The organism is Cronobacter muytjensii ATCC 51329, from assembly GCF_001277195.1.
Classification (GTDB): Bacteria; Pseudomonadota; Gammaproteobacteria; order Enterobacterales; family Enterobacteriaceae; genus Cronobacter; species Cronobacter muytjensii.
Window position 1 is genome coordinate 3,155,836 of sequence record NZ_CP012268.1, and the last position, 22,501, is coordinate 3,178,336.

Consider the following 22,501-nt stretch of genomic DNA (forward strand, 5'->3'; position numbering starts at 1 on the left):
AAAAAAGCCGTGACAACCACGGCTCGCCCGACCGGCCAGGCTCACCCACCCGTATTCAGGTGGCGCAGACTATATCACCGAAGCAGAGCGCTCACAAATAACGTCGCCTTCGCCGCGTGATTAATCATCAGCTTGCGAGACCTGTCACCCGTTTGTGCGCCATATTGCGCGCTTCGGCATCAACGGTGAGCACTTCATCCACACTTTGCGGTTCGCGAAGATCCATTTCATCCAGCACCGCCTGATTGAGCGCTGCGATATCCGTAAAACGAATCTCTCCGGCAAGGAAAGCGGCGACCGTGATTTCGTTCGCCGCGTTAAGCGCCGTCGTCGCCGCTTGCCCGTGCTCAAACGCGTCCATGGCAAGCTTCAGACACGGGTATCGCTGATAATCTGGCTCGCAGAAACTCAGCGTCGCTATCTTGCAAAAATCCAGAGGCGATACGCCGGAAGGGACTCGCGCCGGCCAGGCCATCGTATGCGCGATGGGGGTGCGCATATCGGGTTCGCCCAGTTGAGCCAGCACGCTGCCGTCGGCATAACGCACCATAGAATGAATCACCGACTGTGGATGAATCAGCACTTCCATCTGGTCTGCCCGGGCGTTAAACAGCCAGCGAGCTTCAATGTATTCGAGACCTTTATTCATCATGGTAGCCGAATCGACAGATATTTTACGCCCCATCGACCAGTTAGGATGACGGCACGCCTGGTCCGGCGTCATTGCCGCCAGGTCAGATAACGGCGTTTGTCGAAACGGTCCACCAGATCCGGTGAGGATAATCGAAGAGACTCCGCTTTCCTCAAGTTTAGCGTACCCCAGGTTGTGTTGAATTGTTGCCGGTAAACTCTGAAAAATCGCGTTGTGCTCGCTGTCCACCGGCAGCAACTGCGCGCCGCTGCGGGCCACGGCGTCCATAAACAACCGTCCGCAGGTAACCAGCGACTCTTTATTCGCCAGTAACACTTGCTTACCGGCCGCGATAGCCGCAAGCGTCGGCAGAAGCCCGGCAGCGCCGACAATGGCCGCCATGACCTGCGTCACTTCGTCAAGCGACGCCATTTCACACGCTGCATCGCGTCCGGCCAGCACCTCGGTCTGACTGCCCTGCTCGCGCAGCGCAGCGCGCAGCGCGGCCGCGCTCTCATCATTATCCATCACCGCAAAACGAGGACGAAACTCCAGGCACTGCTCAACCATTCGGGCGACATTCTTGCCCGCCACCAGCGCGGTAACCGAAAATTTATCCGGATTATGGCGGATTACATCAAGGGTGCTGCAACCGATAGAGCCGGTAGAGCCGAGAATGGTTAAATGCTTCATGAGGCGCTCAACGTGAAATAAGAGTAAACGCATCGCGCAGGCGCGCGATCCAATGCAAAACGCCGCCAGCAAGAACCGCGAGGCGGCTCTTCTGTACGGCGTTTACAGTATCATCAGAAAGGGATCAGAACTGCAGCAGTTCGGCTTCTTTATCGGCCAGCGCCGCGTCCACTTTCTTGATGGCGGCGTCAGTCATTTTCTGAACGTCGTCCTGAGAACGACGATCTTCATCTTCGCCAATTTCTTTATCTTTCAGCAGCGCTTTGACTTTATCGTTCGCGTCGCGACGCACGTTACGGATAGCCACACGCGCCTGCTCGGCTTCTCCACGGACCACTTTGATGAGGTCTTTACGACGCTCTTCGGTCAGCGGCGGCAGCGGAACGCGGATATCGCTGCCTGCGGAGCTCGGATTCAGGCCAAGATCGGAGGCCATAATCGCTTTCTCAACGGCCGGCCCCATAGAGCGGTCAAACACGTTGATTTTCAGCGTACGGGAATCTTCTACGGTGACGTTAGCCAGCTGACGCAGCGGCGTCGGCGTGCCGTAATATTCCACCACGATGCCGTCAAGCAGGCTCGGGGAAGCGCGGCCGGTGCGCACTTTGCTGATTTGGGTTTTAAATGCTTCAACGCATTTTTCCATGCGTACTTCAGCATCTTTTCTGATATCGCTAATCACGTTACGAATCCTTGAAAACTGGTTATCAGGCAGACCACACCTGCGCCACGATGCCTTGCGGCTGCGTGCTAAGTATAGCCTTATTTGTCTTGCGGCACCCGACGGGTCGCCTGGTCACGGAAACCGATTTTAAAGCGGAATCTTACCCTGATTCCCTGAAAACGAAAATTATTCTGTAATCAGAGTGCCTTCTTTTTCGCCCATGACGACGCGACGCAGCGCGCCCGGTTTGTTCATGTTGAATACGCGAATCGGCAATTTGTGGTCGCGGGCAAGCGTAAAGGCCGCCAGATCCATGACTTTCAACTCTTTTTCCAGTACTTCCTGGTAAGAGAGCTGATCGTAAAGCGTCGCGGTCGGATCCTGCATCGGATCTGCAGAGTAAACGCCGTCAACTTTGGTGGCTTTCAGCACCACGTCGGCTTCAATTTCGATACCGCGCAGGCAGGCGGCGGAATCGGTGGTGAAGAACGGGTTGCCGGTGCCGGCAGACAGAATGACCACGCGGTTGTTGCGCAGCAGGCTGATAGCTTCAGCCCAGCTGTAATTGTCGCACACGCCGTTTAACGGGAAGGCGGACATCAGGCGAGCGTTAACATAGGCGCGGTGCAGCGCGTCGCGCATGGCAAGGCCATTCATCACGGTCGCCAGCATGCCCATGTGGTCGCCCACAACGCGGTTCATCCCGGCTTTCGCCAGGCCCGCGCCGCGGAATAAGTTGCCGCCGCCGATCACCACCCCGACCTGGATGCCCAGCTCCACCAGCTCTTTAATTTCCTGCGCCATGCGATCCAGTATGCTCGCATCGATACCGAAGCCCTCTGCTCCTTGCAGCGCTTCGCCACTCAGCTTGAGCAGAATGCGTTTATAGACGGGTTTTGCATTGGTAGCCATGTTTCTTTCCTGGAACTGTCAACGAATGGGATGGTTAATTCAGGCGACATGATGCGTCGCATTCCGGCTCTGGCTATATAAGAGCAGGCCGAAATTTATGAATGACGGATAAAAAGGAGCCGCCCTCAGGCGGCTCTTTTACACCATTAAGACTGGCGGGACATTGCAGCAACTTCGGCTGCGAAGTCAGTCTCAACTTTCTGGATGCCTTCACCCACTTCGAAGCGGATGAAGTTGGTTACGTCAGCGTTATGCTCTTTGAGCAGCTGAGCAACGGTTTTGCTCGGGTCCATGACGAAAGGCTGACCGGTCAGAGAAACTTCGCCGGTGAACTTCTTCATGCGGCCTTCAACCATTTTCTCAGCGATTTCTTTCGGCTTGCCAGACTGCATGGCGATGTCCAGCTGAACCTGGTACTCTTTTTCTACCACTTCAGCAGACACGTCTTCCGGCTTAACGAATTCCGGCTTGCTTGCAGCAACGTGCATCGCCAGCTGTTTAACCAGCTCTTCGTCAGCGTTTTTAGCCGCAACCAGAACACCGATACGCGCGCCGTGCAGGTAGCTTGCCAGAACGTCGCCTTCCAGAGAGGCAACGCGACGGATGTTGATGTTTTCACCGATTTTGGCAACCAGTGCAACGCGCTCTTCTTCGAACTGCGCTTTCAGTGCTTCAACATCAGTGATTTTGCCCGCAAAAGCAGCGTCCAGTACTTTGTCAGCGAACGCCTGGAAACCGCCGTCTTTAGCAACGAAGTCGGTCTGGCAGTTAACTTCCAGGATAACGCCGTAGTTGCCTTCGATCTTGGTTTTGATCACGCCGTCAGCAGCTACGTTGCCTGCTTTTTTCGCCGCTTTGATCGCGCCAGACTTACGCATGTTTTCGATAGCCAGCTCGATGTCGCCATTAGCTTCAACCAGAGCTTTTTTACATTCCATCATGCCTGCGCCAGTACGTTCGCGCAGCTCTTTTACCAGGGAAGCGGTAATTTCAGCCATTCTTTAATCCTCGGTTATCTCGTGCGGGGAGATAAGTCCAGGCCTGCCGGAAGGCTCCGGCACGCCCGACTCAAACAAAAAAGGGAGCCTGAGACAGGCCCCCTAACCAAACTTGTTACTACCTGGTTAATAAGGGCTCTAAAAGAGCATGCCTTATTATTCAGCTTCTACGAAGCTTTCTTCCGCCTGAGAAGCCAGATCCTGAGAGCGGCCTTCACGAACGGTTGCAGCAACAGCATTCAGGTACAGGCTGACAGCACGGATGGCGTCATCGTTACCCGGGATAACGAAGTCAACACCGTCCGGATCGGAGTTGGTATCAACGATAGCAAATACCGGGATACCCAGGTTGTTTGCTTCTTTGATAGCGATGTGCTCGTGGTCAGCGTCGATAACGAACAGTGCGTCCGGCAGGCCGCCCATGTCTTTGATACCGCCGAGGCTGTTTTCCAGCTTGTCCAGCTCACGAGTGCGCATCAGCGCTTCTTTTTTGGTCAGCTTATCGAAGGTGCCGTCCTGAGACTGAGTTTCCAGATCTTTCAGGCGCTTGATGGACTGACGAACGGTTTTCCAGTTAGTCAGCATACCGCCCAGCCAGCGATGGTTCACGAAGAACTGGTCGCAGCTGTTAGCAGCTTCTTTCACCGCTTCGCTTGCAGCGCGTTTGGTACCGACGAACAGAATCTTACCTTTACGGGAAGAAATTTTGCTCAGCTCAGCCAGGGCTTCGTTGAACATCGGTACGGTTTTCTCAAGGTTGATGATGTGAACTTTGTTACGCGCACCGAAGATGAACGGCTTCATTTTCGGGTTCCAGTAACGGGTCTGGTGACCGAAGTGAACACCAGCCTTGAGCATGTCGCGCATGGAAACAGTTGCCATGATTTAAAACCTCTGTTTAAAAGTTGGGGTTATGCCTCCACGTATCCCATATTACCGACCCCGAAGGGCACCCCGGAATATGTGCCGATACGTGTGTGTTATTACACAAAGTGAGAGTAGTCGCCTCTGTGCCAGGATTCTGGTACAGAAGTCCGGCGCGCTTTATATCACAAATTCGCCAGGGACTCCAATAATTGTTCACGGGAGTCGCCCTTAATGATTCTCAATTTGGCACCTTCCTGATGCCCTGATACCATTGTTTTACATTTATCAGTATTGCCGAATTTTCCGGCACCAGCGGACCAGATTATGGCTATTTCAATCAAAACTCCTGAAGAAATCGAGAAAATGCGCGTTGCGGGCAGGCTTGCCGCTGAAGTGCTTGAGATGATCGAAGAACACGTAAAACCGGGCGTCAGCACCGGCGAATTGGATCGTCTCTGTCACGATTACATTACGAATCACCAGCACGCGATCTCCGCGAGCCTCAACTATCACGGCTTTCCGAAATCCGTCTGCATCTCCGTTAACGAAGTCGTATGCCACGGTATTCCGGACGACGGCAAGCTGCTGAAAGACGGCGATATCGTCAACATCGACGTGACCGTTATTAAAGATGAGTATCACGGCGACACCTCTAAAATGTTTATCGTCGGCAAGCCGACCATTCTGGGCGAGCGCCTGTGCCGCATCACGCAGGAGAGCCTGTATGTCGCGCTGCGCATGGTCAAGCCTGGCATTCGCCTGCGCAGCCTCGGCGCCGCGATTCAGAAATTCGTTGAAGCGCAGGGTTTTTCCGTCGTGCGCGAATATTGCGGTCACGGCATTGGCCGCGGCTTCCATGAAGAGCCGCAGGTGCTGCATTACGATGCTGACGACGGCGGCGTGGTGCTGCAGCCGGGCATGACTTTCACGGTAGAGCCGATGGTCAACGCTGGCGACTACCGCATCCGTACTATGAAGGACGGCTGGACGGTGAAAACCAAGGATCGCAGCTTGTCTGCGCAGTACGAGCATACTATTGTGGTGACGGATAACGGCTGCGAAATTCTGACGTTGCGTAAAGACGACACCATACCCAACATCATTTCGCATAACGATTAATAAGAAGCCGGCAAACGCCGGCTTTTTTATGGGTGGCGCATGATGAGCAACACATTACCCGAACAGTCTGTGAATACCACGCTCGCTCCTCTTCCCGGACAGCCTGAAAACCCCGCCACCTGGCCTGCCGACGCGCTCACCTGCGCGCAGATAAAACAGCATCTTGACGCTTTCCAGCAGTGGCTCAGCGCCGCCTTTGACGACGGTTTTACCGCCGAACAGCTGATTGAAGCCCGCACCGAATTTATCGATCAACTTCTGCAACGCCTGTGGCTTGCCGCCGGTTTCGGCGAAACGCCGGATACCGCGCTGGTGGCCGTTGGCGGGTACGGGCGCGGCGAGCTGCACCCGCTTTCGGATATCGATCTGCTTATCCTGAGCCGCAAGCGTCTGTCTGACGCGCAGGCGCAAAAGGTGGGCGAACTGCTGACACTCCTGTGGGACGTCAAGCTTGAGGTCGGCCACAGCGTGCGCACCCTTGAAGAGTGCCTGCTGGAAGGGTTATCTGATCTCACTGTCGCCACCAACCTGATTGAATCACGCCTGCTCATTGGCGACGTGGCGCTGTTTCTTGAACTGCAAAAGCACATTTTCAGCGACGGCTTCTGGCCTTCCGAGAAATTTTTCGCGGCGAAGGTAGAGGAACAGAACGAGCGCCACCAGCGCTATCACGGCACCAGCTACAATCTCGAACCGGATATTAAAAGCAGCCCCGGCGGCCTGCGCGACATCCACACCCTGCAATGGGTGGCGCGCCGTCACTTTGGGGCTACGTCATTGCGGGAAATGGTCGGCTTCGGCTTTCTGACCGAAGCGGAGCGTAACGAGCTCGACGAATGCCAGCACCTGCTCTGGCGCATCCGCTTCGCGCTCCATCTGGAGCTCAACCGCTACGATAACCGTCTGCTCTTCGACCGCCAGCTTAGCGTGGCCCAGCGTCTGCGTTACGAAGGCGAAGGCAACGAGCCGGTCGAGCATATGATGAAGGATTTTTACCGCGTCACGCGCCGCGTCGGCGAGCTCAACCAGATGCTGCTGCAACTGTTCGATGAAGCGATCCTCGCCCTGACGACCGACGAAAAACCGCGGGTACTGGATGATGACTTCCAGCTGCGCGGCTCACTTATCGACCTGCGCGATGAAACGCTCTTTATTCGCGAGCCGCAGGCGATTCTGCGCATGTTTTATATGATGGTGCGCAACCGGGATATCACCGGCATTTATTCCACCACGCTGCGCCACCTGCGTCACGCACGCCGCCATCTTAAACAGCCGCTGTGCTACATCCCCGAGGCCCGGTCGCTATTTCTGGCGATGCTGCGCCACCCCGGCGCGGTCAGCCGCGGCCTGCTGCCGATGCACCGCCACAGCGTGCTGTGGGCCTATATGCCGCAGTGGTCGCATATTGTCGGGCAGATGCAGTTCGACCTCTTCCACGCCTACACGGTGGATGAACACACCATTCGCGTGTTGCTGAAGCTGGAGAGCTTCGCCAAAGAAGAGACCCGCCCGAAACATCCGCTCTGCGTGGAGCTCTGGCCGCGCCTGTCGCACCCTGAGTTGATTCTTATCGCCGCGCTGTTTCACGATATCGCCAAAGGACGCGGCGGCGACCACTCGGTGCTGGGCGCGCAGGACATTCTGAAATTCGCCGAACTGCACGGCCTGAACTCGCGCGAAACGCAACTGGTCGCCTGGCTGGTGCGTCATCATCTGCTGATGTCCGTCACCGCGCAGCGCCGCGACATTCAGGATCCGGAAGTCATTAAACAGTTCGCCGAGGAAGTGCAGACGGAGAACCGGCTGCGTTATCTGATCTGCCTGACGGTGGCGGATATCTGCGCCACCAACGAAACGCTCTGGAACAGCTGGAAGCAAAGCCTGCTGCGCGAGCTCTACTTCGCCACCGAGAAACAGCTGCGCCGCGGTATGCAAAGCACGCCCGATATGCGCGAGCGGGTGCGTCACCATCAGTTGCAGGCGCTCGCGCTGTTGCGGATGGAAAACATCGACGAAGAAGCGCTGCACCATATCTGGGGACGCTGTCGCGCCAACTACTTCGTGCGTCACAGCCCGAATCAACTCGCCTGGCACGCGCGCCATCTCCTCCGACACGATCTCAGCCAGCCGCTGATCCTGCTAAGCCCGCAGGCGACACGCGGCGGCACCGAGATCTTCATCTGGAGCCCGGACCGCCCTTACCTGTTCGCCGCAGTCTGCGCCGAGCTAGACCGACGCAACCTGAGCGTCCACGACGCGCAGATCTTCACCACCCGCGACGACATGGCGATGGATACCTTTATTGTGCTGGAGCCGGACGGCAGCCCGCTCTCGGCCGACCGTCACGAGGCGATTCGCCACGGGCTCGAACAGGCCATCACACAGCGCACCTGGCAACCGCCGCAGCCGCGACGCCAGCCCGCTAAGTTGCGTCACTTTACGGTAGATACCGAGGTCAATTTCCTGCCGACCCACACGGAAAGAAAGTCGTTTCTGGAGCTTATCGCGCTCGATCAGCCAGGGCTTCTGGCGCGCGTCGGCCAGGTCTTCGCCGACCTCGGTATTTCGCTTCATGGCGCCCGAATCAGCACTATCGGCGAGCGAGTAGAAGATTTATTTATAATCGCGACAGCGGACCGGCGTGGGCTTAATAATCTGCTCCAGCAGGAGGTGAGACAACGGTTGACAGAGGCCCTCAATCCAAACGATAAAGTGTAGTGAATTTTTAATACCCAAAAGTTATCAGGAAAGAAGCTAATTATGCAGCAGCTACAGAACGTTATTGAATCCGCTTTCGAGCGCCGCGCCGATATCACTCCGGCGAACGTCGATGCCGTCACCCGCGAGGCGGTTAACCAGGTTATCGCCCTGCTGGATAGCGGCGAACTGCGCGTCGCAGAGAAGATCAACGGCGAGTGGATCACCCACCAGTGGCTGAAAAAAGCGGTGCTGCTCTCCTTTCGCATTAACGACAATCAGGTTATCGAAGGCGCCGAAAGCCGCTACTTCGATAAAGTGCCGATGAAATTCGCCCACTACGACGAAGCGCGTTTCCAGAAAGAAGGCTTCCGCGTGGTGCCGCCGGCAGCCGTCCGTCAGGGCGCGTTTATCGCCCGCAACACGGTGCTGATGCCGTCTTACGTCAACATCGGCGCGTATGTCGACGAAGGCACCATGGTAGATACCTGGGCGACCGTCGGCTCCTGCGCGCAGATCGGTAAAAATGTTCACCTCTCCGGCGGCGTCGGCATCGGCGGCGTACTGGAGCCGCTGCAGGCGAACCCGACTATCATCGAAGACAACTGCTTTATCGGCGCGCGTTCTGAAGTGGTAGAAGGCGTTATCGTCGAAGAGGGCTCTGTTATCTCTATGGGCGTCTACATCGGCCAGAGCACCAAAATTTATGACCGCGAAACCGGCGAAGTCTTCTATGGCCGCGTACCGGCAGGCTCCGTGGTGGTATCCGGCAACCTGCCGTCGAAAGACGGTAAATACAGCCTCTACTGCGCGGTGATCGTCAAGAAAGTCGACGCGAAGACCCGCGGCAAGGTGGGCATCAACGAACTGCTGCGTACTATCGACTAAGCAGAACGAAAAAAGGCGGGCCTGACCCGCCTTTTTCACATTTGAAGGTGGCGCAAAGGGATCTTTTCGTTAATTATCTAAAGGTTAATATTTCCCCAGGGGGATCGCTATGTACGACAATCTTAAGAGTCTTGGCATAACCAATCCTGATGAAATCGACCGTTACAGTCTGCGCCAGGAAGCGAACAACGATATCCTGAAGATCTACTTTCATAAGGATAGAGGCGAGTTCTTCGCCAAAAGCGTGAAGTTTAAATACCCACGCCAGCGCAAAACCGTGGTCGCCGACGGCGTCGGTCAGGGTTACAAAGAAGTGCAGGAGATTAGCCCTAACCTGCGCTATGTGATAGACGAGCTGGATCAAATCTGCCAGCGCGATCGCACCGAAGTCGATCTGAAACGCAAAATCCTCGATGACCTGCGCCATCTGGAAAGCGTGGTGGCGAATAAGATTTCTGAGATCGAATCCGATCTCGAAAAGCTTACCCGCAATAAATAAGCGCATTCTCGCCAGGCATCAGACGTAAAAAAGGCCGCATTTGCGGCCTTTTCTTTTCGCTGACCCATTACTGCATCAGCAGGTAGATAGAGCTGTCGCCGCGCTGGATATTCAGCGCCAGCACAGACGGCTTGCTGTCGAGGATTTTGCGCAGTTCGGCGATATTGTTCACCGGCTGCTGGTTCGCGCCGACGATGATATCCCCTTTCTTCAGGCCGATGCGCGCCGCAGGCGAGCCCGCTTTCACGCTGCTGACCATCACGCCTTTATCCTTGCCGCTGCGGTTGCTCATTTCCGCCCCTTCGATGCCGCTGAAGATAGAAGACGAATCTACCTGCGTCTGGCTGCTTTGCTGCAGTTCCATCTCCACATTCACCGGTTTGCCGTCACGCAGCAGACCAAGCGTCAGTTTCGTACCGACCGGCATTGTGCCGACCTGCGCACGCAGCGCCGCGAAGCTGTTAATCGGCTTGCCATTAAGCGAAACAATCACGTCGCCCGCTTTCACGCCCGCTTTCGCGGCGGAAGAGTTCGCCAGCACCTGGCTTACGAATGCGCCGCGCTGGGCGTCCACTTTCATTGCTTTGGCGAGTTCAGAGTTCAGTTCGGTGCCCATAATCCCCAGCTCGCCGCGTTTCACCTGGCCATATTCCACCATCTGCGACGTCAGGCTTTTCACCATGTTGCTCGGGATAGCAAAGCCGATGCCGATGTTGCCGCCGTCCGGCGCCAGAATCGCGGTGTTGATACCGATAAGCTCGCCGTTCAGGTTAACCAGCGCACCGCCGGAGTTCCCACGGTTAATCGCCGCGTCGGTCTGGATGAAGTTTTCATAGTTCTCGGCGTTCAGGCCGCTGCGGCCCAGCGCGGAGACGATACCTGAGGTCACGGTTTCACCAAGACCAAACGGGTTACCGATAGCGACCGCGTAATCGCCAACGCGCAGGCTGTCAGAATCCGCAAGCTTAATCGCGGTCAGGTTTTTCGGATCCTGAATCTGGATAAGCGCAATGTCGGAGCGCGGATCTTTACCCACGATTTTGGCATCCAGCTTGCGACCGTCGCTCAGCTGTACTTTGATGGTGGTGGCGTTATCCACCACGTGGTTATTGGTCACCACATAGCCTTTGGCAGCGTCGATAATCACGCCGGAGCCCAGCGCCATGAATTTCTGCTGCTGACCGCCGCCGTCACCACCGCCAGGCCCACCCTGACAGAATGGGGAGCTCTGGAACGGCGAGCCTTCCTGGCAGAACGGCGAATCATCGCCGAAGAACTGCTGGAAGTTGCGTGGCATACGCGGCGTATTCACCGTCGTGCTACCTTCAACGTTAATGCTGACAACAGAAGGCATCACTTTTTCCAGCATCGGCGCCAGGCTCGGCATCGCCTGCGACGTCACCGCAGACGCCGTCTCAGCGGCGAAGGAAGCCGGGCTTAACGCCAGCCCAAGGCTCAGAGCCAGCGCACTCATTGCTAACGTGGTTTTTTTCATCGTTTCATTCCCAACTAACAAGTAACGCAAATAAATTGCTGTGAAGGTGACTACTCAGAGCGAATTTATAGCGCGAAGTTCCACCGTTAATTTTCTGAAAAAAGTAAAAATTTATTGGTCGTCTTTACAAAACGCAGCGGGATTATTCCACCGCCATCAGCCTGCGATATTCATCCCATGCATATAAATCCGTCATCCCGCTGATATAGTCCTGGATAAGGCGGCAGCGATAATAATATTCCCAGACGGGGAAATCTGCCGCCTGCGGGTGCAGATTATTCACCGCTTCTATATAAGCCAGCCGATGGCGGGAAGAAAGCTTATGATAAAGGCGCGATTCAATCGGCAGCGCGCGCACGCTCTCTTTTTCCACCAGCTCGCGAAATTGCGCCAGCGTCAGCGACAACAGCGGGCGATAAATGTCCAGCAGGCCGCTAATGACCCGATAGCCCTGTAATTCCAGCTGTTCGACGTCAGGATGGTTAAACACATGACGCACCGCGACATTCTTATAAAGCTCCAGCAGGCGGCTGAACGGGCTGTCATCTTCCAGCAGCGCGTGATTAAAAGAGCCGTCAAATACCGCTTGCAGATTATCAATAAAGCGCTGGGCGGCGTACGGCGCCAGACGATTTAACGTGTTGACGCGCAGATACATAAAGAACTGATCTTCCGCGCTGTGGTGTAACTGATTCGTGCCCGATTTATCCCAGGCGTTTTGCACCACCAGGTTAAAGAGATCGCCCGGCTGATGCTCGCCCCATGCGTCATAAAGATGCTGATATAGCTGCTCGACGCTGAAAATGCGTTTTTCCACGGCATCTTCAAGATCCGCCACGCAATAGGAAATATCGTCGGCCGCCTCCATAATCCAGGCGAGCGGGAAGCGACTGTAAGCGTCTAATTGCAATTCTTTACGTAGCCGCGAAATATATTGCGCTTCCGAGAGATAAAAGCCCGGTTTTTTCATCAGATAACTGTGGGTTTCCGGCACCGGGCCGGTATGCCAGGCCGGACGCGTATATTTAAGAATGCCGCCGACCTGCGCCCAGGTCAGATTCATGCGCAGCAGCGTATGCACCAGACGAATGCCCTGCGCATTGCCTTCGAACTGGCACAGATCACGACGCACTTTGCGGCGCAGGGCGTTAAGATCTTCTTCCCCTTCCTGCAAACGCAGCGCCTGCACCGCGCAGCGATCCTGGCTTACCGGCAGATTTTCGGCGTCCGCCGGAAAGAGCCGCTGGCTGAACCAGTCGTTAATCGCCGCCTCGCCGAAATGGCCAAACGGCGGGTTGCCAATGTCGTGCATCAGGCACGCCATCTCGACGATACTCTCAAACGGCCCGGTGAGTTCCGCCAGCCCGTAAGCCTCAAGCAGCCCCTGCTCTTTCAGGCGGCTTAAGACCTCTTTGGCGATATAGCGCCCGACCTGCTGCACCTCAAGGGAGTGCGTCAGACGGGTGCGCACCGCGGCGTTACGCTCAAGCGGGAACACCTGGGTTTTCTGCTGCAGACGCCGGATCGCGGGCGAGTTAATAATGCGGCCGCGATCGCTTTCAAAGATACGCAGGATCTCGTGTTCGCTCTTTACGCCCTGCGGCGAGCGATACCGACGATGCCAGTTGATTTTGTTTCGGAAATCGATTTTCTGCATCCGCCCTCCCGGTCTGCGCGCGCACGCGAATTAAATCCTTGCTGTCTGCCATGATAGACTATGCCTCTGAATCCATCATTTAGCGAGTATCTCTATGAAAGCAGGCATTATTGGCGCAATGGAAGAAGAAGTGACGCTGCTGCGTGACAAAATCGACAACCGCCAGACCCTGAACATCGCCGGCTGCGAAATTTACACCGGCACCCTCAATGGCGTGGACGTCGCGCTGCTGAAATCGGGCATCGGTAAAGTTTCCGCCGCGATGGGCGCGACGCTGCTGCTGGAGCACTGCAAGCCTGACGTGATTATCAATACCGGTTCTGCGGGCGGCCTCGCGCCTTCGCTGAAAGTGGGCGACATCGTGGTGTCTGACGAAGTGCGCTACCACGACGCCGATGTCACCGCGTTCGGCTACGAATATGGCCAGATGGCCGGTTGCCCGGCGGCGTTCAAAGCCGATGAAAAACTCATCGCGGCGGCGCAGGCGACGATTGAACAACTGAACCTGCACGCGGTGCGCGGGCTGGTGGTGAGCGGCGACGCGTTCATTAACGGTTCGGTGAATCTCGCGAAAATCCGCCATAACTTCCCGCAGGCGATTGCGGTGGAGATGGAAGCGACCGCCATTGGTCACGTCTGCCACAATTTCGGCGTGCCGTTTGTCGTCGTGCGCGCGATTTCTGACGTCGCGGATCAGCAGTCGCACCTGAGCTTTGAAGAGTTCCTCGCGGTGGCCGCGAAGCAGTCGAGCCTGATGGTGGAGACGCTGCTCACGAGCCTGAACCGTGGCTAAGCGTTGGCTTAACAGGGCGCTGGTCGCCCTGCTTTTTCTCCCGGCGTGGCTCTGCGCCGCGCCGCGCGTCATTACGCTCTCCCCCGCCAATACCGAACTCGCCTTTGCCGCCGGCATTACGCCCGTTGCGGTGAGCGCTTATTCCGACTACCCCGACGCGGCGCGCAAGCTTGAGCAGGTCGCCAACTGGCAGGGCATGAACCTTGAGCGCATCGTCGCCCTGAAGCCCGATCTGCTGGTCGCCTGGCGCGGCGGCAACCCGGAGCGGCAGGTCAATCAGCTCAAATCGCTCGGCATTAAGGTGCTCTGGCTCGATCCGCAAAATGTCGCGCAGATTGCCGATGCCCTGCGCGCGCTGGCGCCTTATAGCCCGACGCCCGAAAAGGCGCAGGCGGCAGCGCGCGCGCTCGAACAGCGCTGGCAGACGCTCGCCGCGCGCGCGGCGAGGCTCGCGAAAAAACGCGTCTTTATCCAGTTCGGTATGCGTCCGCTCTTTACCACCAGCCGGGCATCTGTTCAGAATGAAATTGTCGAGACCTGCGGCGGCGCCAATATCTTCGCCGACAGCCCCGTTCCCTGGCCGCAGGTGAGCCGTGAACAGGTGCTGGCCCGCCAGCCGCAGGCCGTGATAATCCCCGGCGACGAGAAAAATATCGCCGCCACGCGGCAGTTCTGGCAGCCTCAGCTCAACGCGCCGGTCATAAGCATTAACGATGACTGGTTTGCGCGCGCGGGCCCGCGTATTATCCTCGCCGCGAATCAGCTCTGTCAGTCGCTGGCAGAGGTAAAATAACGAGTCGAGGAACATCATGCTGGTTTACTGGCTGGATATTATTGGCACCGCGGTGTTTGCCATCTCCGGCGTTTTGCTGGCGGGCAAACTGCGTATGGACCCCTTCGGCGTGCTGGTGCTGGGCGTCGTCACCGCGGTCGGCGGCGGCACGATCCGCGATATGGCGCTCGATCACGGCCCGGTGTTCTGGGTAAAAGACCCTACCGATCTGGTGGTGGCGATGGTCACCTGCTTACTGACCATCGCGCTGGTGCGCCAGCCGCGGCGTCTGCCGAAGTGGATCTTACCGGTGCTGGATGCCGTCGGCCTCGCGGTGTTTGTCGGCATCGGGGTGAATAAAGCGTTTATGGCGGGCACCGGGCCGCTGGTGGCTATCTGTATGGGTGTCGTGACGGGCGTCGGCGGCGGTATTATTCGCGACGTGCTGGCGCGCGAGATCCCGATGATCCTGCGAACCGAAATCTACGCCACCGCATGTATCGCAGGCGGCATTGTCCACGCCACCGCGTTTTATACTTTCGCGGTGCCGCTGGAGCAGGCCAGCATGATGGGTATGGCAGTAACGCTGACGATTCGTCTTGCGGCCATTCGCTGGCACCTGAAGCTGCCCACCTTTGCGCTTGATGAGAAAGCGTAAGCCATAAAAAAAGCCGTGTCGCAAAACACGGCTTTTTTGTTTCAGCAGCCTGTCAGATGCTGAAGGAAGAACCACACCCGCAGGTGCTGGTGGCGTTCGGGTTATTCACCACAAAGCGCGACCCTTCGAGGCCTTCGGTATAATCCACCGCGCCACCGACCAGATATTGCAGGCTCATCGGGTCAACGACCAGCGACACGCCCTGTTTTTCGATAGTCATATCGCCATCGTTGATCTGATCGTCAAAGGTAAAACCATACTGGAAGCCGCTGCAACCACCACCGGTGATGTAGACGCGCAGCTTGAGATTCGGGTTGTCTTCGTCTGCGATCAGGCTTTTTACTTTATTGGCGGCTGCGTCGGTAAACTGCAGCGGCAGCGCTACGTCATCACTCATTTTTTGCTCCCGTGGAAACCAGCAATCGGGCAAAGAATAACCCGATCTTTAGGGCCATTATCTATTACCCTGGTAAATCGTTCAAGTATTCCGCCCGGCGGCCTGCGCCTGTCGCTCCGCCTCCTGCTTCGCCAGCGTACGCGCAAGGATAGTGGAATAGAGCGGTTTGCCGCCGAGGAACTGGGCGAGCAGTGTCGCGCCGAGACAGGTAATAATCATTGGCAAAATGAGCTGGTAATTATCGGTCATCTCAAGCACCAGAACGATGCCGGTAATCGGCGCTCTCACCGACGCGGCCAGCAACGCCCCCATCCCGGCGATGGCGAAGGTGCCCGCCTGTAACTGCCAGTCCGGGAACCAGGCGGCGCACGCCATGCCAAATGCGCTGCCAAGCAGCGTACCGAGCGCCAGCATCGGCGCGAAAATCCCGCCCGGCGCGCCGGAGGAGAAACAGAGCACCGTGGTCACCACGCGGGCGATAAAAATAAACAGCAGCATGCCGACGGTAAAATTCCCCGCCGCAGCGACAGGGATCAGATCAAAGCCGCCGCCCGCCGCGACCGGCTCCCATAGCGCCAGCAGGCCGCACAAACCGCCGATCGCCCCGCCGAGCAGCACCCAGCGGGTAATATTGCCGCGATGAAGGCGGGCAAATACATCCTGCATGCCGAGCACCAGGCGGTTAAAAAGCGGCCCGATCGCGCCGAAAATAATGCCCAGCAGCAGATAGAGCCAGAGCGTATGCACCGGCGCGTTGGTCAGTTGTCCAACCTCAATCACCGCCCGCTCACCGTTAAAGACGCGAAACACGATGCTCGACATAATCACGCCGGTAAACACCGCTTTGATGGAAATCAGGTTGTAGCGAAACTGCGGGCGCATCTCTTCAATGATAAACAGAATGCCCGCCAGCGGCGCGTTAAAGGCCGCCGCGAGCCCGGCCGCCGCGCCGGTCGCCAGCAGCGTGTGGCGCGCTTCGGCGTCGGTGCGGCGAAACAGATCCAGCACCATGCGTCCGATATTGCCGCCAATCTGCACCGTCGGCCCTTCGCGCCCCAGCACCATGCCCGCGCCGAGCGTGCCCATGCCGCCGATAAATTTCACCGGCAGCACCCGCCACCAGCGCACCGGCCTTAACTCTTCCAGCGCCCCTTCAATCTCAGGAATGCCTGAGCCGCCCGCCTCCGGCGCGAAGCGGCGCACCAGAAAATAGCCCACCATAGCCAGCAGCGCGGAGACAATAAACGCCAGCGGCCAGACGCGCCACGGGCTGTCTGCCGCCTGCACCAGCAGCCCGATGCGCTGCTGCGCCACCCAGACTACGGCTTTTTCAAACGCGACGCCCGCCAGCCCCGTCACAAGGCCGGTGAGCGCCGCCAGCAGTAAAATCGTCAGCGGCGTTTTATCGCGCAGCAGGAGCTGGCGGATAATCGCGGCGCGTCGTAAGCCTCGGACGCGGCGAGTGGATGTCGTCTGCGAATTCATGCGAACAGTTTCTCCGGGGATAATTCAGGCTGCGCATTGTACGCCCGGCGGCGACGTCATTCAAAAAAGCCCTTCAGGCAGTCGGGGTTTAATCGGGCAAAACTTTCATAACCCGGAAGGGATGACTTAGAATAGTCCGTTATCCCTATTTCCCCGAATCAGGAGCCGATTCATGAGTAAGTCTGAAAACCTCTTTGCCGCTGCCCGCGAACTTATCCCAGGCGGCGTAAACTCGCCGGTGCGCGCTTTTACCGGCGTGGGCGGCACGCCGCTGTTTATCGAACGGGCGGACGGGGCTTATCTCTATGACGCCGACGGCAAAGCCTATATCGACTATGTCGGCTCCTGGGGCCCGATGGTGCTGGGCCACAACCACCCGGCTATACGCAACGCGGTGATTGAAGCGGCGCAGCGTGGCCTGAGCTTCGGCGCGCCGACAGAGATGGAAGTGAAAATGGCGCAGCTCGTCACCGAGCTGGTGCCGACGATGGATATGGTGCGCATGGTGAACTCCGGCACCGAGGCGACCATGAGCGCCATCCGTCTCGCGCGCGGCTTTACCCGCCGCGACAAAATCATCAAATTCGAAGGCTGCTATCACGGCCACGCCGATCACCTGCTGGTGAAAGCGGGCTCCGGCGCGCTGACGCTCGGCCAGCCGAACTCGCCAGGCGTGCCGGCGGATTTCGCCAAACACACCCTGACCTGCACCTATAACGATCTCGCTTCCGTGCGCGAGGCGTTCGAGCTTTACCCGCAGGAGATCGCCTGCATTATCGTCGAGCCTGTCGCGGGCAACATGAACTGCATCCCGCCGCAGCCCGATTTCCTGCCGGGCCTGCGCGCGCTGTGCGACGAATTCGGCGCGCTGCTGATTATCGATGAAGTGATGACCGGTTTCCGCGTCGCGCTGGCGGGCGCGCAGGCGCATTACAACGTGGTGCCGGATCTGACCTGCCTTGGCAAAATCATCGGCGGCGGTATGCCGGTGGGCGCATTTGGCGGACGTCGCGAAGTCATGGAAGCGCTGGCCCCGACCGGCCCGGTCTATCAGGCGGGCACGCTCTCCGGCAACCCGATCGCGATGGCGGCAGGCTACGCGTGCCTGAGCGAAGTGTCGCAGCCGGGCGTGCACAGCACGCTGGACGCGCTGACGACACAGCTGGCGGAGGGCCTGCGCGAGGCCGCAAAAGAGGCGGACGTGCCGCTGGTGGTCAACCATGTCGGCGGGATGTTCGGCATCTTCTTTACCGACGCTGAGAGCGTGACCTGCTATCAGGATGTGGTGAAATGCGACGTTGAGCGCTTTAAGCGTTTCTTCCATCTGATGCTGGAAGAAGGCGTCTATTTCGCGCCGTCCGCTTTCGAAGCGGGCTTTATGTCGGTCGCGCACAGCGAAGAAGACATCAACGCCACCATCGACGCCGCTCGCCGGGTATTCGCGGCGCTGTAATTGGGCGTGTTAGCGTGGCGGGTGCGCTTGCGTTTACCCGCCACCATGCTGATACCTTACCTAAATATGCAGGGGGTAAGCGACGCGCGCCTGCCCCCCGCCATCCTTACCGGCTCTGCTTGCGTAACAGATAAACGAAATACGGCGCGCCGATAAACGTCGCCAGCAACCCTGCCGGGATCTGATACGGGAACATCGCCATACGGCCCGCCCAGTCGGCCAGCATCATCAGCATACCGCCCAGCAGCGAGGCGATAACCAGCTGCGGCAGCGCGCGGCGAAAACCGAGCATGCGGGTAATGTGCGGCGCCATCAAACCAATGAAGCTCAGCGGCCCGATGGTCAGCGTCGCCGCCGCGGTCAGCGCCGAGGCGAGCAGCAGCAGCACGATGCGCGTCGGCGTCAGCGCCATTCCTACGGCGCGCGCGGTGTCGCCGCCAAGCGGCAGCACCGTCAGCCAGCGGCGGCACAGCGGCGTGACCGCCAGCAATGCCAGCATTACCCACAGCGAATTCCACGCCTGCTGCGGCGTCACGCTGTAGGTGGAACCGGAGATCCACGTGATCACCTGCGCCATACGCGGATCGCCGCTCGCCTGAAGCATCACCAGCAGCATGGTAAACGCCGTGCTGAGCGCCATCCCGGCAAGCAGCATCCGGTGCGGCGAGAACCCGCCGCGTCCGGCGGCAATCAGGATAATCATCAGCGTCGCCGCCGCGCCGACACTCCCTGCCGGCAACAGCCAGCCAAAGGCGTCGCCCGGCACGAACAGCAGCATCATCACCACGCCGAACGCTGCGCCGGAACTGATGCCCAGCACTTCAGGGCTCGCCATCGGGTTGCCAGTCAGCCGCTGGATAATGCAGCCCGCCGCCGCCAGCATCGTGCCCGCGCACAGCGCCGCCAGCACGCGCGGCCAGCGCCAGCCAAGCAGCTCGCGCAGCACATCGCCCTGCGCCCAGACCCAGCCGTCGGCATCGCGTCCAAAACAGAGCGCCAGCGCCGCCACGCCCAGGAGCAGCAGCAGACCCGCCAGCGTCCAGCGCGCCAGGTGGCCGCGCTCCGCCGGAATACGGTCGCCCGCGTTCATCTCCGGCGCGCTCATGGCACGCAGGCGCGGTAACAGCCACAGCAGCAGCGGCGCGCCAAATAACGCCGTCGCCATGCCGGTGGAGACTTCCAGCCAGACGCGGGAGAGCCAGAGGATAAACTGATCCGACAGCCACAGCAGCAGCGCGCCGATAAGCGACGCCAGCAGCAGCCGCGCCAGCAGCCGCCGCGCGCCGAGCATTTTGGCGAGCAGCGGCGCGAACAGGCCGATAAAACCGATGATCCCCACCGCGTTGACCAGCAAAGCGCTGATGACAATCGCCAGCGTCAATGTGGCCAGGCGCGCCAGCGACAACGCCAGCCCAAGGTTGCGCGCCACGCCGTCGTCGAGCCCCATCAGGGTTAACGGGCGCAGCAGCAACAGCGTCAGTAGCAGGCCCGCCAGCAACTGCGGCCACAGCCGCACCGCCACGCTCCAGTCGTTCTGATTCAGCGCGCCGGTGCTCCACAAAAACATGCTTTGCAGCTGATCGTGGTGAAAGAGCACCAGCAGTTGATTGACCGCGCCGCAGTAAAGGCTCACCACCAGGCCTGCCAGGATAAGCGTCACCGGGGAGAGGCGTTTGCCCCAGGCGACGCCGAACACCAGCAGCCCGACCACGCAGGCGCCCGCCAGCGCCGCGAACTGCGCCGTCAGCACGCCGCCGGGCAGCGCCCAGAGCGTGGCGACGGTAACGCCCAGCTGCGCGCCGGTCGCCACGCCAAGAGTGGTCGGCTCGGCAAGCGGGTTACGCAGCACCTGCTGGAACAGCACGCCCACCAGCCCAAGCCCTGCGCCCACTAACAGCGACACCGCAAAGCGCGGCAGCAGACTGTAGTGGAACAGCATCTGATCAATGGCGTCGATATCCGGGCGCCACAGCGCCTCGCGCCACTGCGCGCGCGGCAGAAAGGCGTTAAGGTTGCCCCAGCTCAGGCCGAGCGCCAGCGCGAACAAAAGCCCCAGCAGCAACGCCGGAAAAAGCAGATGACGTGACCTCATACCCGGCCTCCCAGCGCATTATCGAGTACCCGGCCAAAACGCATCGCCGAGAGCGTCGCGCCGTAAAACCAGACGGCGGGCACGCGCTGAAAGCGCCCTGCGCGCACAAACGGCATCGCCTGCCACAGCGGCGTGGCGGCAAGCTGCTGCATCGCCTGGTCATCGCCGTGTTCGAAGCAGATAACGTCAGCGTCTTTAAACTGCGCGAGCCGTTCGACGCCGACAATCGCGCTGCCCCAGAAGTTGGTATCGTCCTGCCAGGCGTTAGGCACGTTGACCGCGTCCAGCACCGGCTGAAACAGGCTGTTGGTGCCGATAGTCAGCGCATGGCGCGCGTCGAGCAGCGACATCATCAACAGCGGGCGTTTGCCCCGCGCCGCGAAGCGCGGTTTCATCCGCGTCAGGAACTGGTCGAACGCATCGAGATGCGCTTTCGCGCCCGCCTGGAGACCCAGCCGCTCCGCCAGCGCCAGCAGCGACTGACGCGCCATCGCAAGCGGCGCTTTGCCGTCGGTAAAGGTAACACCCATGCCGGGCGCGATACGCTTAAGCTGGGCCTCCGCCGGGCCATAGCCGGACGACCAGATCATCAGCGACGGCTCCAGTTGAGTAAGCAGTTCGAGGTTCGGCTCGGTGCGCAGTCCGACGTCGATAACCGAGTCCGGCAGCGGCGGGTCGTTAACCCACAGCCGGTAGTTCGGCACATCCGCCACCGCGTAAGGCGTTACGCCCAGCGCCAGCAACTGTTCGACGGGCAGCCATTCGAGCGCCACGATGCGTTTAAGATCCACCGTCGCCGCGCGCGCTTTGGCCATCTGCCACATCAACGGCGAGAGCGCCATCGCCGTCATCAGACGCCGACGGCTTAAAGGCGTTGAGAGAACATTACGCATCAGCAGACAAAGCTCACCGGTGCCAGGCCCGCCGGATGCGGCAGAATGCCCATCGGAATGCCGTAGATTTGCTGTAGCGTCTCGCCGTTCATTAATTCCAGCGGACTGCCCTGGGCTATCATTTCGCCGCCGCGCAGCGCCACCAGATGATCGCAGTAGCGCGCCGCCATATTGATATCGTGCAGCACCGCGATCACCGTCAGACCGCGCTGCTGACTTAAGCGGTGGATTAGCGCGAGCACATCCACCTGGTGGGCGATATCCAGTGCTGACGTCGGTTCGTCGAGCAGCAGGCAGCGGCTGTTTTGCGCCACCAGCATGGCAATCCATGCGCGCTGGCGTTCGCCGCCGGAGAGGCTGTCCACCAGCCGGTGCGCCAGCGGCTTCAGGCCGACCAGGCTTATCGCCTCCTCTACCCGCTCGCGGTCTTCCGTGCCGAAGCGCCCAAGCGCGCCGTGCCACGGATAGCGCCCAATCGCCACCAGCTCGCGTACCGTCATGCCTTCGGCGGCAGGCAACTGCTGCGGCAGGTACGCCACTTCGCGCGCGAATGCTTTGCTGTTCCAGCGCGCCAGGGGCTCGCCGTTGAGCAGAATATCGCCTTCAGAGGGGGGCTGATGACGGCCAAGCATTTTCAGCAGCGTGGATTTGCCGGAGCCGTTGTGGCCGATAAGACCGGTGACTTTGCCCGCCGGAAAGGTGAGCGACAGGGGGTGAAGCAGCGTGCGTCCAGGCACACGAAAAGCGAGATCTCTTAAAGAAAAACCAGCATCGGGCGGGGAAGTTTTGTCCTGCATGGTAGCCAACTTGTTGAAGGGCACGCAAAGCGTGCCCGAAG

Annotated in this window: 20 protein-coding genes; 8 read left to right on the top strand and 12 right to left on the bottom strand. The window is 58.9% G+C overall.

Annotated elements, in window-relative coordinates:
* Nucleotides 1-127: 127 nt before the first annotated feature.
* The 5 genes from ispC to rpsB all read right to left on the bottom strand — a co-directional run bounded on the left by ispC (nt 128) and on the right by rpsB (nt 4,780).
* Nucleotides 128-1,324, bottom strand: a complete 1,197-nt coding sequence (ispC, locus tag AFK63_RS14580; RefSeq protein WP_038864700.1) for a 1-deoxy-D-xylulose-5-phosphate reductoisomerase — start codon at nt 1,322-1,324, stop codon at nt 128-130.
* Nucleotides 1,325-1,448: 124 nt separating this feature from the next.
* On the bottom strand, nt 1,449-2,006 hold the full coding sequence (gene frr, locus AFK63_RS14585) for a ribosome recycling factor (RefSeq protein ID WP_038864701.1): 558 nt from the start codon (nt 2,004-2,006) through the stop codon (nt 1,449-1,451).
* 168 nt (nt 2,007-2,174) lie between these two features.
* The gene (gene pyrH / locus AFK63_RS14590; RefSeq protein ID WP_007666699.1) at nt 2,175-2,900 is read right to left on the bottom strand and encodes a UMP kinase; all 726 of its coding nucleotides are present in this window, start codon (nt 2,898-2,900) and stop codon (nt 2,175-2,177) included.
* Between the two features lie 146 nt (nt 2,901-3,046).
* Entirely contained in the window at nt 3,047-3,898 is an 852-nt protein-coding gene (gene tsf / locus AFK63_RS14595; protein ID WP_038864702.1) for a translation elongation factor Ts, read from the bottom strand.
* 156 nt (nt 3,899-4,054) lie between these two features.
* A complete protein-coding gene (gene rpsB / locus AFK63_RS14600; RefSeq protein ID WP_032984084.1) occupies nt 4,055-4,780 on the bottom strand; it encodes a 30S ribosomal protein S2 in 726 nt (241 codons plus the stop codon).
* Between the two features lie 309 nt (nt 4,781-5,089).
* Between rpsB and map the strand changes: the two genes are divergently transcribed.
* The 4 genes from map (at nt 5,090) to AFK63_RS14620 (ending at nt 9,968) form a co-directional block, all read left to right on the top strand.
* Nucleotides 5,090-5,884, top strand: a complete 795-nt coding sequence (gene map / locus AFK63_RS14605) for a type I methionyl aminopeptidase (RefSeq protein WP_038864703.1) — start codon at nt 5,090-5,092, stop codon at nt 5,882-5,884.
* A 42-nt stretch (nt 5,885-5,926) separates the two neighbouring features.
* A complete protein-coding gene (gene glnD, locus AFK63_RS14610; protein WP_038864889.1) occupies nt 5,927-8,602 on the top strand; it encodes a bifunctional uridylyltransferase/uridylyl-removing protein GlnD in 2,676 nt (891 codons plus the stop codon).
* Nucleotides 8,603-8,644: 42 nt separating this feature from the next.
* On the top strand, nt 8,645-9,469 hold the full coding sequence (dapD, locus tag AFK63_RS14615; RefSeq protein ID WP_038864704.1) for a 2,3,4,5-tetrahydropyridine-2,6-dicarboxylate N-succinyltransferase: 825 nt from the start codon (nt 8,645-8,647) through the stop codon (nt 9,467-9,469).
* Nucleotides 9,470-9,578: 109 nt separating this feature from the next.
* Nucleotides 9,579-9,968 carry a DUF3461 family protein gene (locus AFK63_RS14620; RefSeq protein WP_007718082.1) on the top strand — a complete coding sequence of 130 codons (390 nt, stop codon included), beginning with the start codon at nt 9,579-9,581 and terminating at the stop codon, nt 9,966-9,968.
* A 67-nt stretch (nt 9,969-10,035) separates the two neighbouring features.
* Here AFK63_RS14620 and degP read toward each other — a convergent pair whose 3' ends face one another.
* Nucleotides 10,036-11,463 (bottom strand): serine endoprotease DegP, encoded by a 1,428-nt coding sequence (degP, locus tag AFK63_RS14625; RefSeq protein ID WP_038864706.1) that lies wholly within the window; start codon nt 11,461-11,463, stop codon nt 10,036-10,038.
* 142 nt (nt 11,464-11,605) lie between these two features.
* Nucleotides 11,606-13,120, bottom strand: a complete 1,515-nt coding sequence (dgt, locus tag AFK63_RS14630; RefSeq protein ID WP_038864708.1) for a dGTPase — start codon at nt 13,118-13,120, stop codon at nt 11,606-11,608.
* Nucleotides 13,121-13,214: 94 nt separating this feature from the next.
* Between dgt and mtnN the strand changes: the two genes are divergently transcribed.
* The 3 genes from mtnN to AFK63_RS14645 are packed head-to-tail and all read left to right on the top strand — an operon-like array spanning nt 13,215 to nt 15,343.
* Nucleotides 13,215-13,913 carry a 5'-methylthioadenosine/S-adenosylhomocysteine nucleosidase gene (mtnN, locus tag AFK63_RS14635; protein ID WP_038864710.1) on the top strand — a complete coding sequence of 233 codons (699 nt, stop codon included), beginning with the start codon at nt 13,215-13,217 and terminating at the stop codon, nt 13,911-13,913.
* On the top strand, nt 13,906-14,706 hold the full coding sequence (btuF, locus tag AFK63_RS14640) for a vitamin B12 ABC transporter substrate-binding protein BtuF (RefSeq protein WP_038864712.1): 801 nt from the start codon (nt 13,906-13,908) through the stop codon (nt 14,704-14,706). The genes mtnN and btuF overlap by 8 nt, the downstream gene beginning before the upstream one ends.
* 16 nt (nt 14,707-14,722) lie before the next feature.
* Nucleotides 14,723-15,343: a TRIC cation channel family protein gene (locus AFK63_RS14645; RefSeq protein ID WP_038864714.1), complete on the top strand. Its 621-nt coding sequence runs from the start codon at nt 14,723-14,725 to the stop codon at nt 15,341-15,343.
* A 52-nt stretch (nt 15,344-15,395) separates the two neighbouring features.
* On the opposite strand, the gene erpA is transcribed toward AFK63_RS14645, so the two are convergent.
* Nucleotides 15,396-15,740, bottom strand: a complete 345-nt coding sequence (erpA, locus tag AFK63_RS14650) for an iron-sulfur cluster insertion protein ErpA (RefSeq protein ID WP_004386149.1) — start codon at nt 15,738-15,740, stop codon at nt 15,396-15,398.
* An 81-nt stretch (nt 15,741-15,821) separates the two neighbouring features.
* Nucleotides 15,822-17,225: a H(+)/Cl(-) exchange transporter ClcA gene (gene clcA, locus AFK63_RS14655; protein WP_038864716.1), complete on the bottom strand. Its 1,404-nt coding sequence runs from the start codon at nt 17,223-17,225 to the stop codon at nt 15,822-15,824.
* A 172-nt stretch (nt 17,226-17,397) separates the two neighbouring features.
* Here clcA and hemL point away from each other — a divergent pair, with 172 nt between their 5' ends.
* Complete coding sequence (gene hemL / locus AFK63_RS14660) at nt 17,398-18,678, top strand: glutamate-1-semialdehyde 2,1-aminomutase (protein WP_038864718.1); 1,281 nt, start codon at nt 17,398-17,400, stop codon at nt 18,676-18,678.
* Nucleotides 18,679-18,784: 106 nt separating this feature from the next.
* Here hemL and fhuB read toward each other — a convergent pair whose 3' ends face one another.
* Genes fhuB through fhuC form a run of 3 tightly spaced genes read right to left on the bottom strand, consistent with a single transcriptional unit; the run spans nt 18,785 to nt 22,460 of the window.
* Nucleotides 18,785-20,770 carry a Fe(3+)-hydroxamate ABC transporter permease FhuB gene (fhuB, locus tag AFK63_RS14665; protein ID WP_038864721.1) on the bottom strand — a complete coding sequence of 662 codons (1,986 nt, stop codon included), beginning with the start codon at nt 20,768-20,770 and terminating at the stop codon, nt 18,785-18,787.
* On the bottom strand, nt 20,767-21,663 hold the full coding sequence (fhuD, locus tag AFK63_RS14670; protein WP_038864722.1) for a Fe(3+)-hydroxamate ABC transporter substrate-binding protein FhuD: 897 nt from the start codon (nt 21,661-21,663) through the stop codon (nt 20,767-20,769). The genes fhuB and fhuD overlap by 4 nt, the downstream gene beginning before the upstream one ends.
* On the bottom strand, nt 21,663-22,460 hold the full coding sequence (fhuC, locus tag AFK63_RS14675) for a Fe3+-hydroxamate ABC transporter ATP-binding protein FhuC (RefSeq protein WP_038864724.1): 798 nt from the start codon (nt 22,458-22,460) through the stop codon (nt 21,663-21,665). The genes fhuD and fhuC overlap by 1 nt, the downstream gene beginning before the upstream one ends.
* Nucleotides 22,461-22,501: the final 41 nt, after the last annotated feature.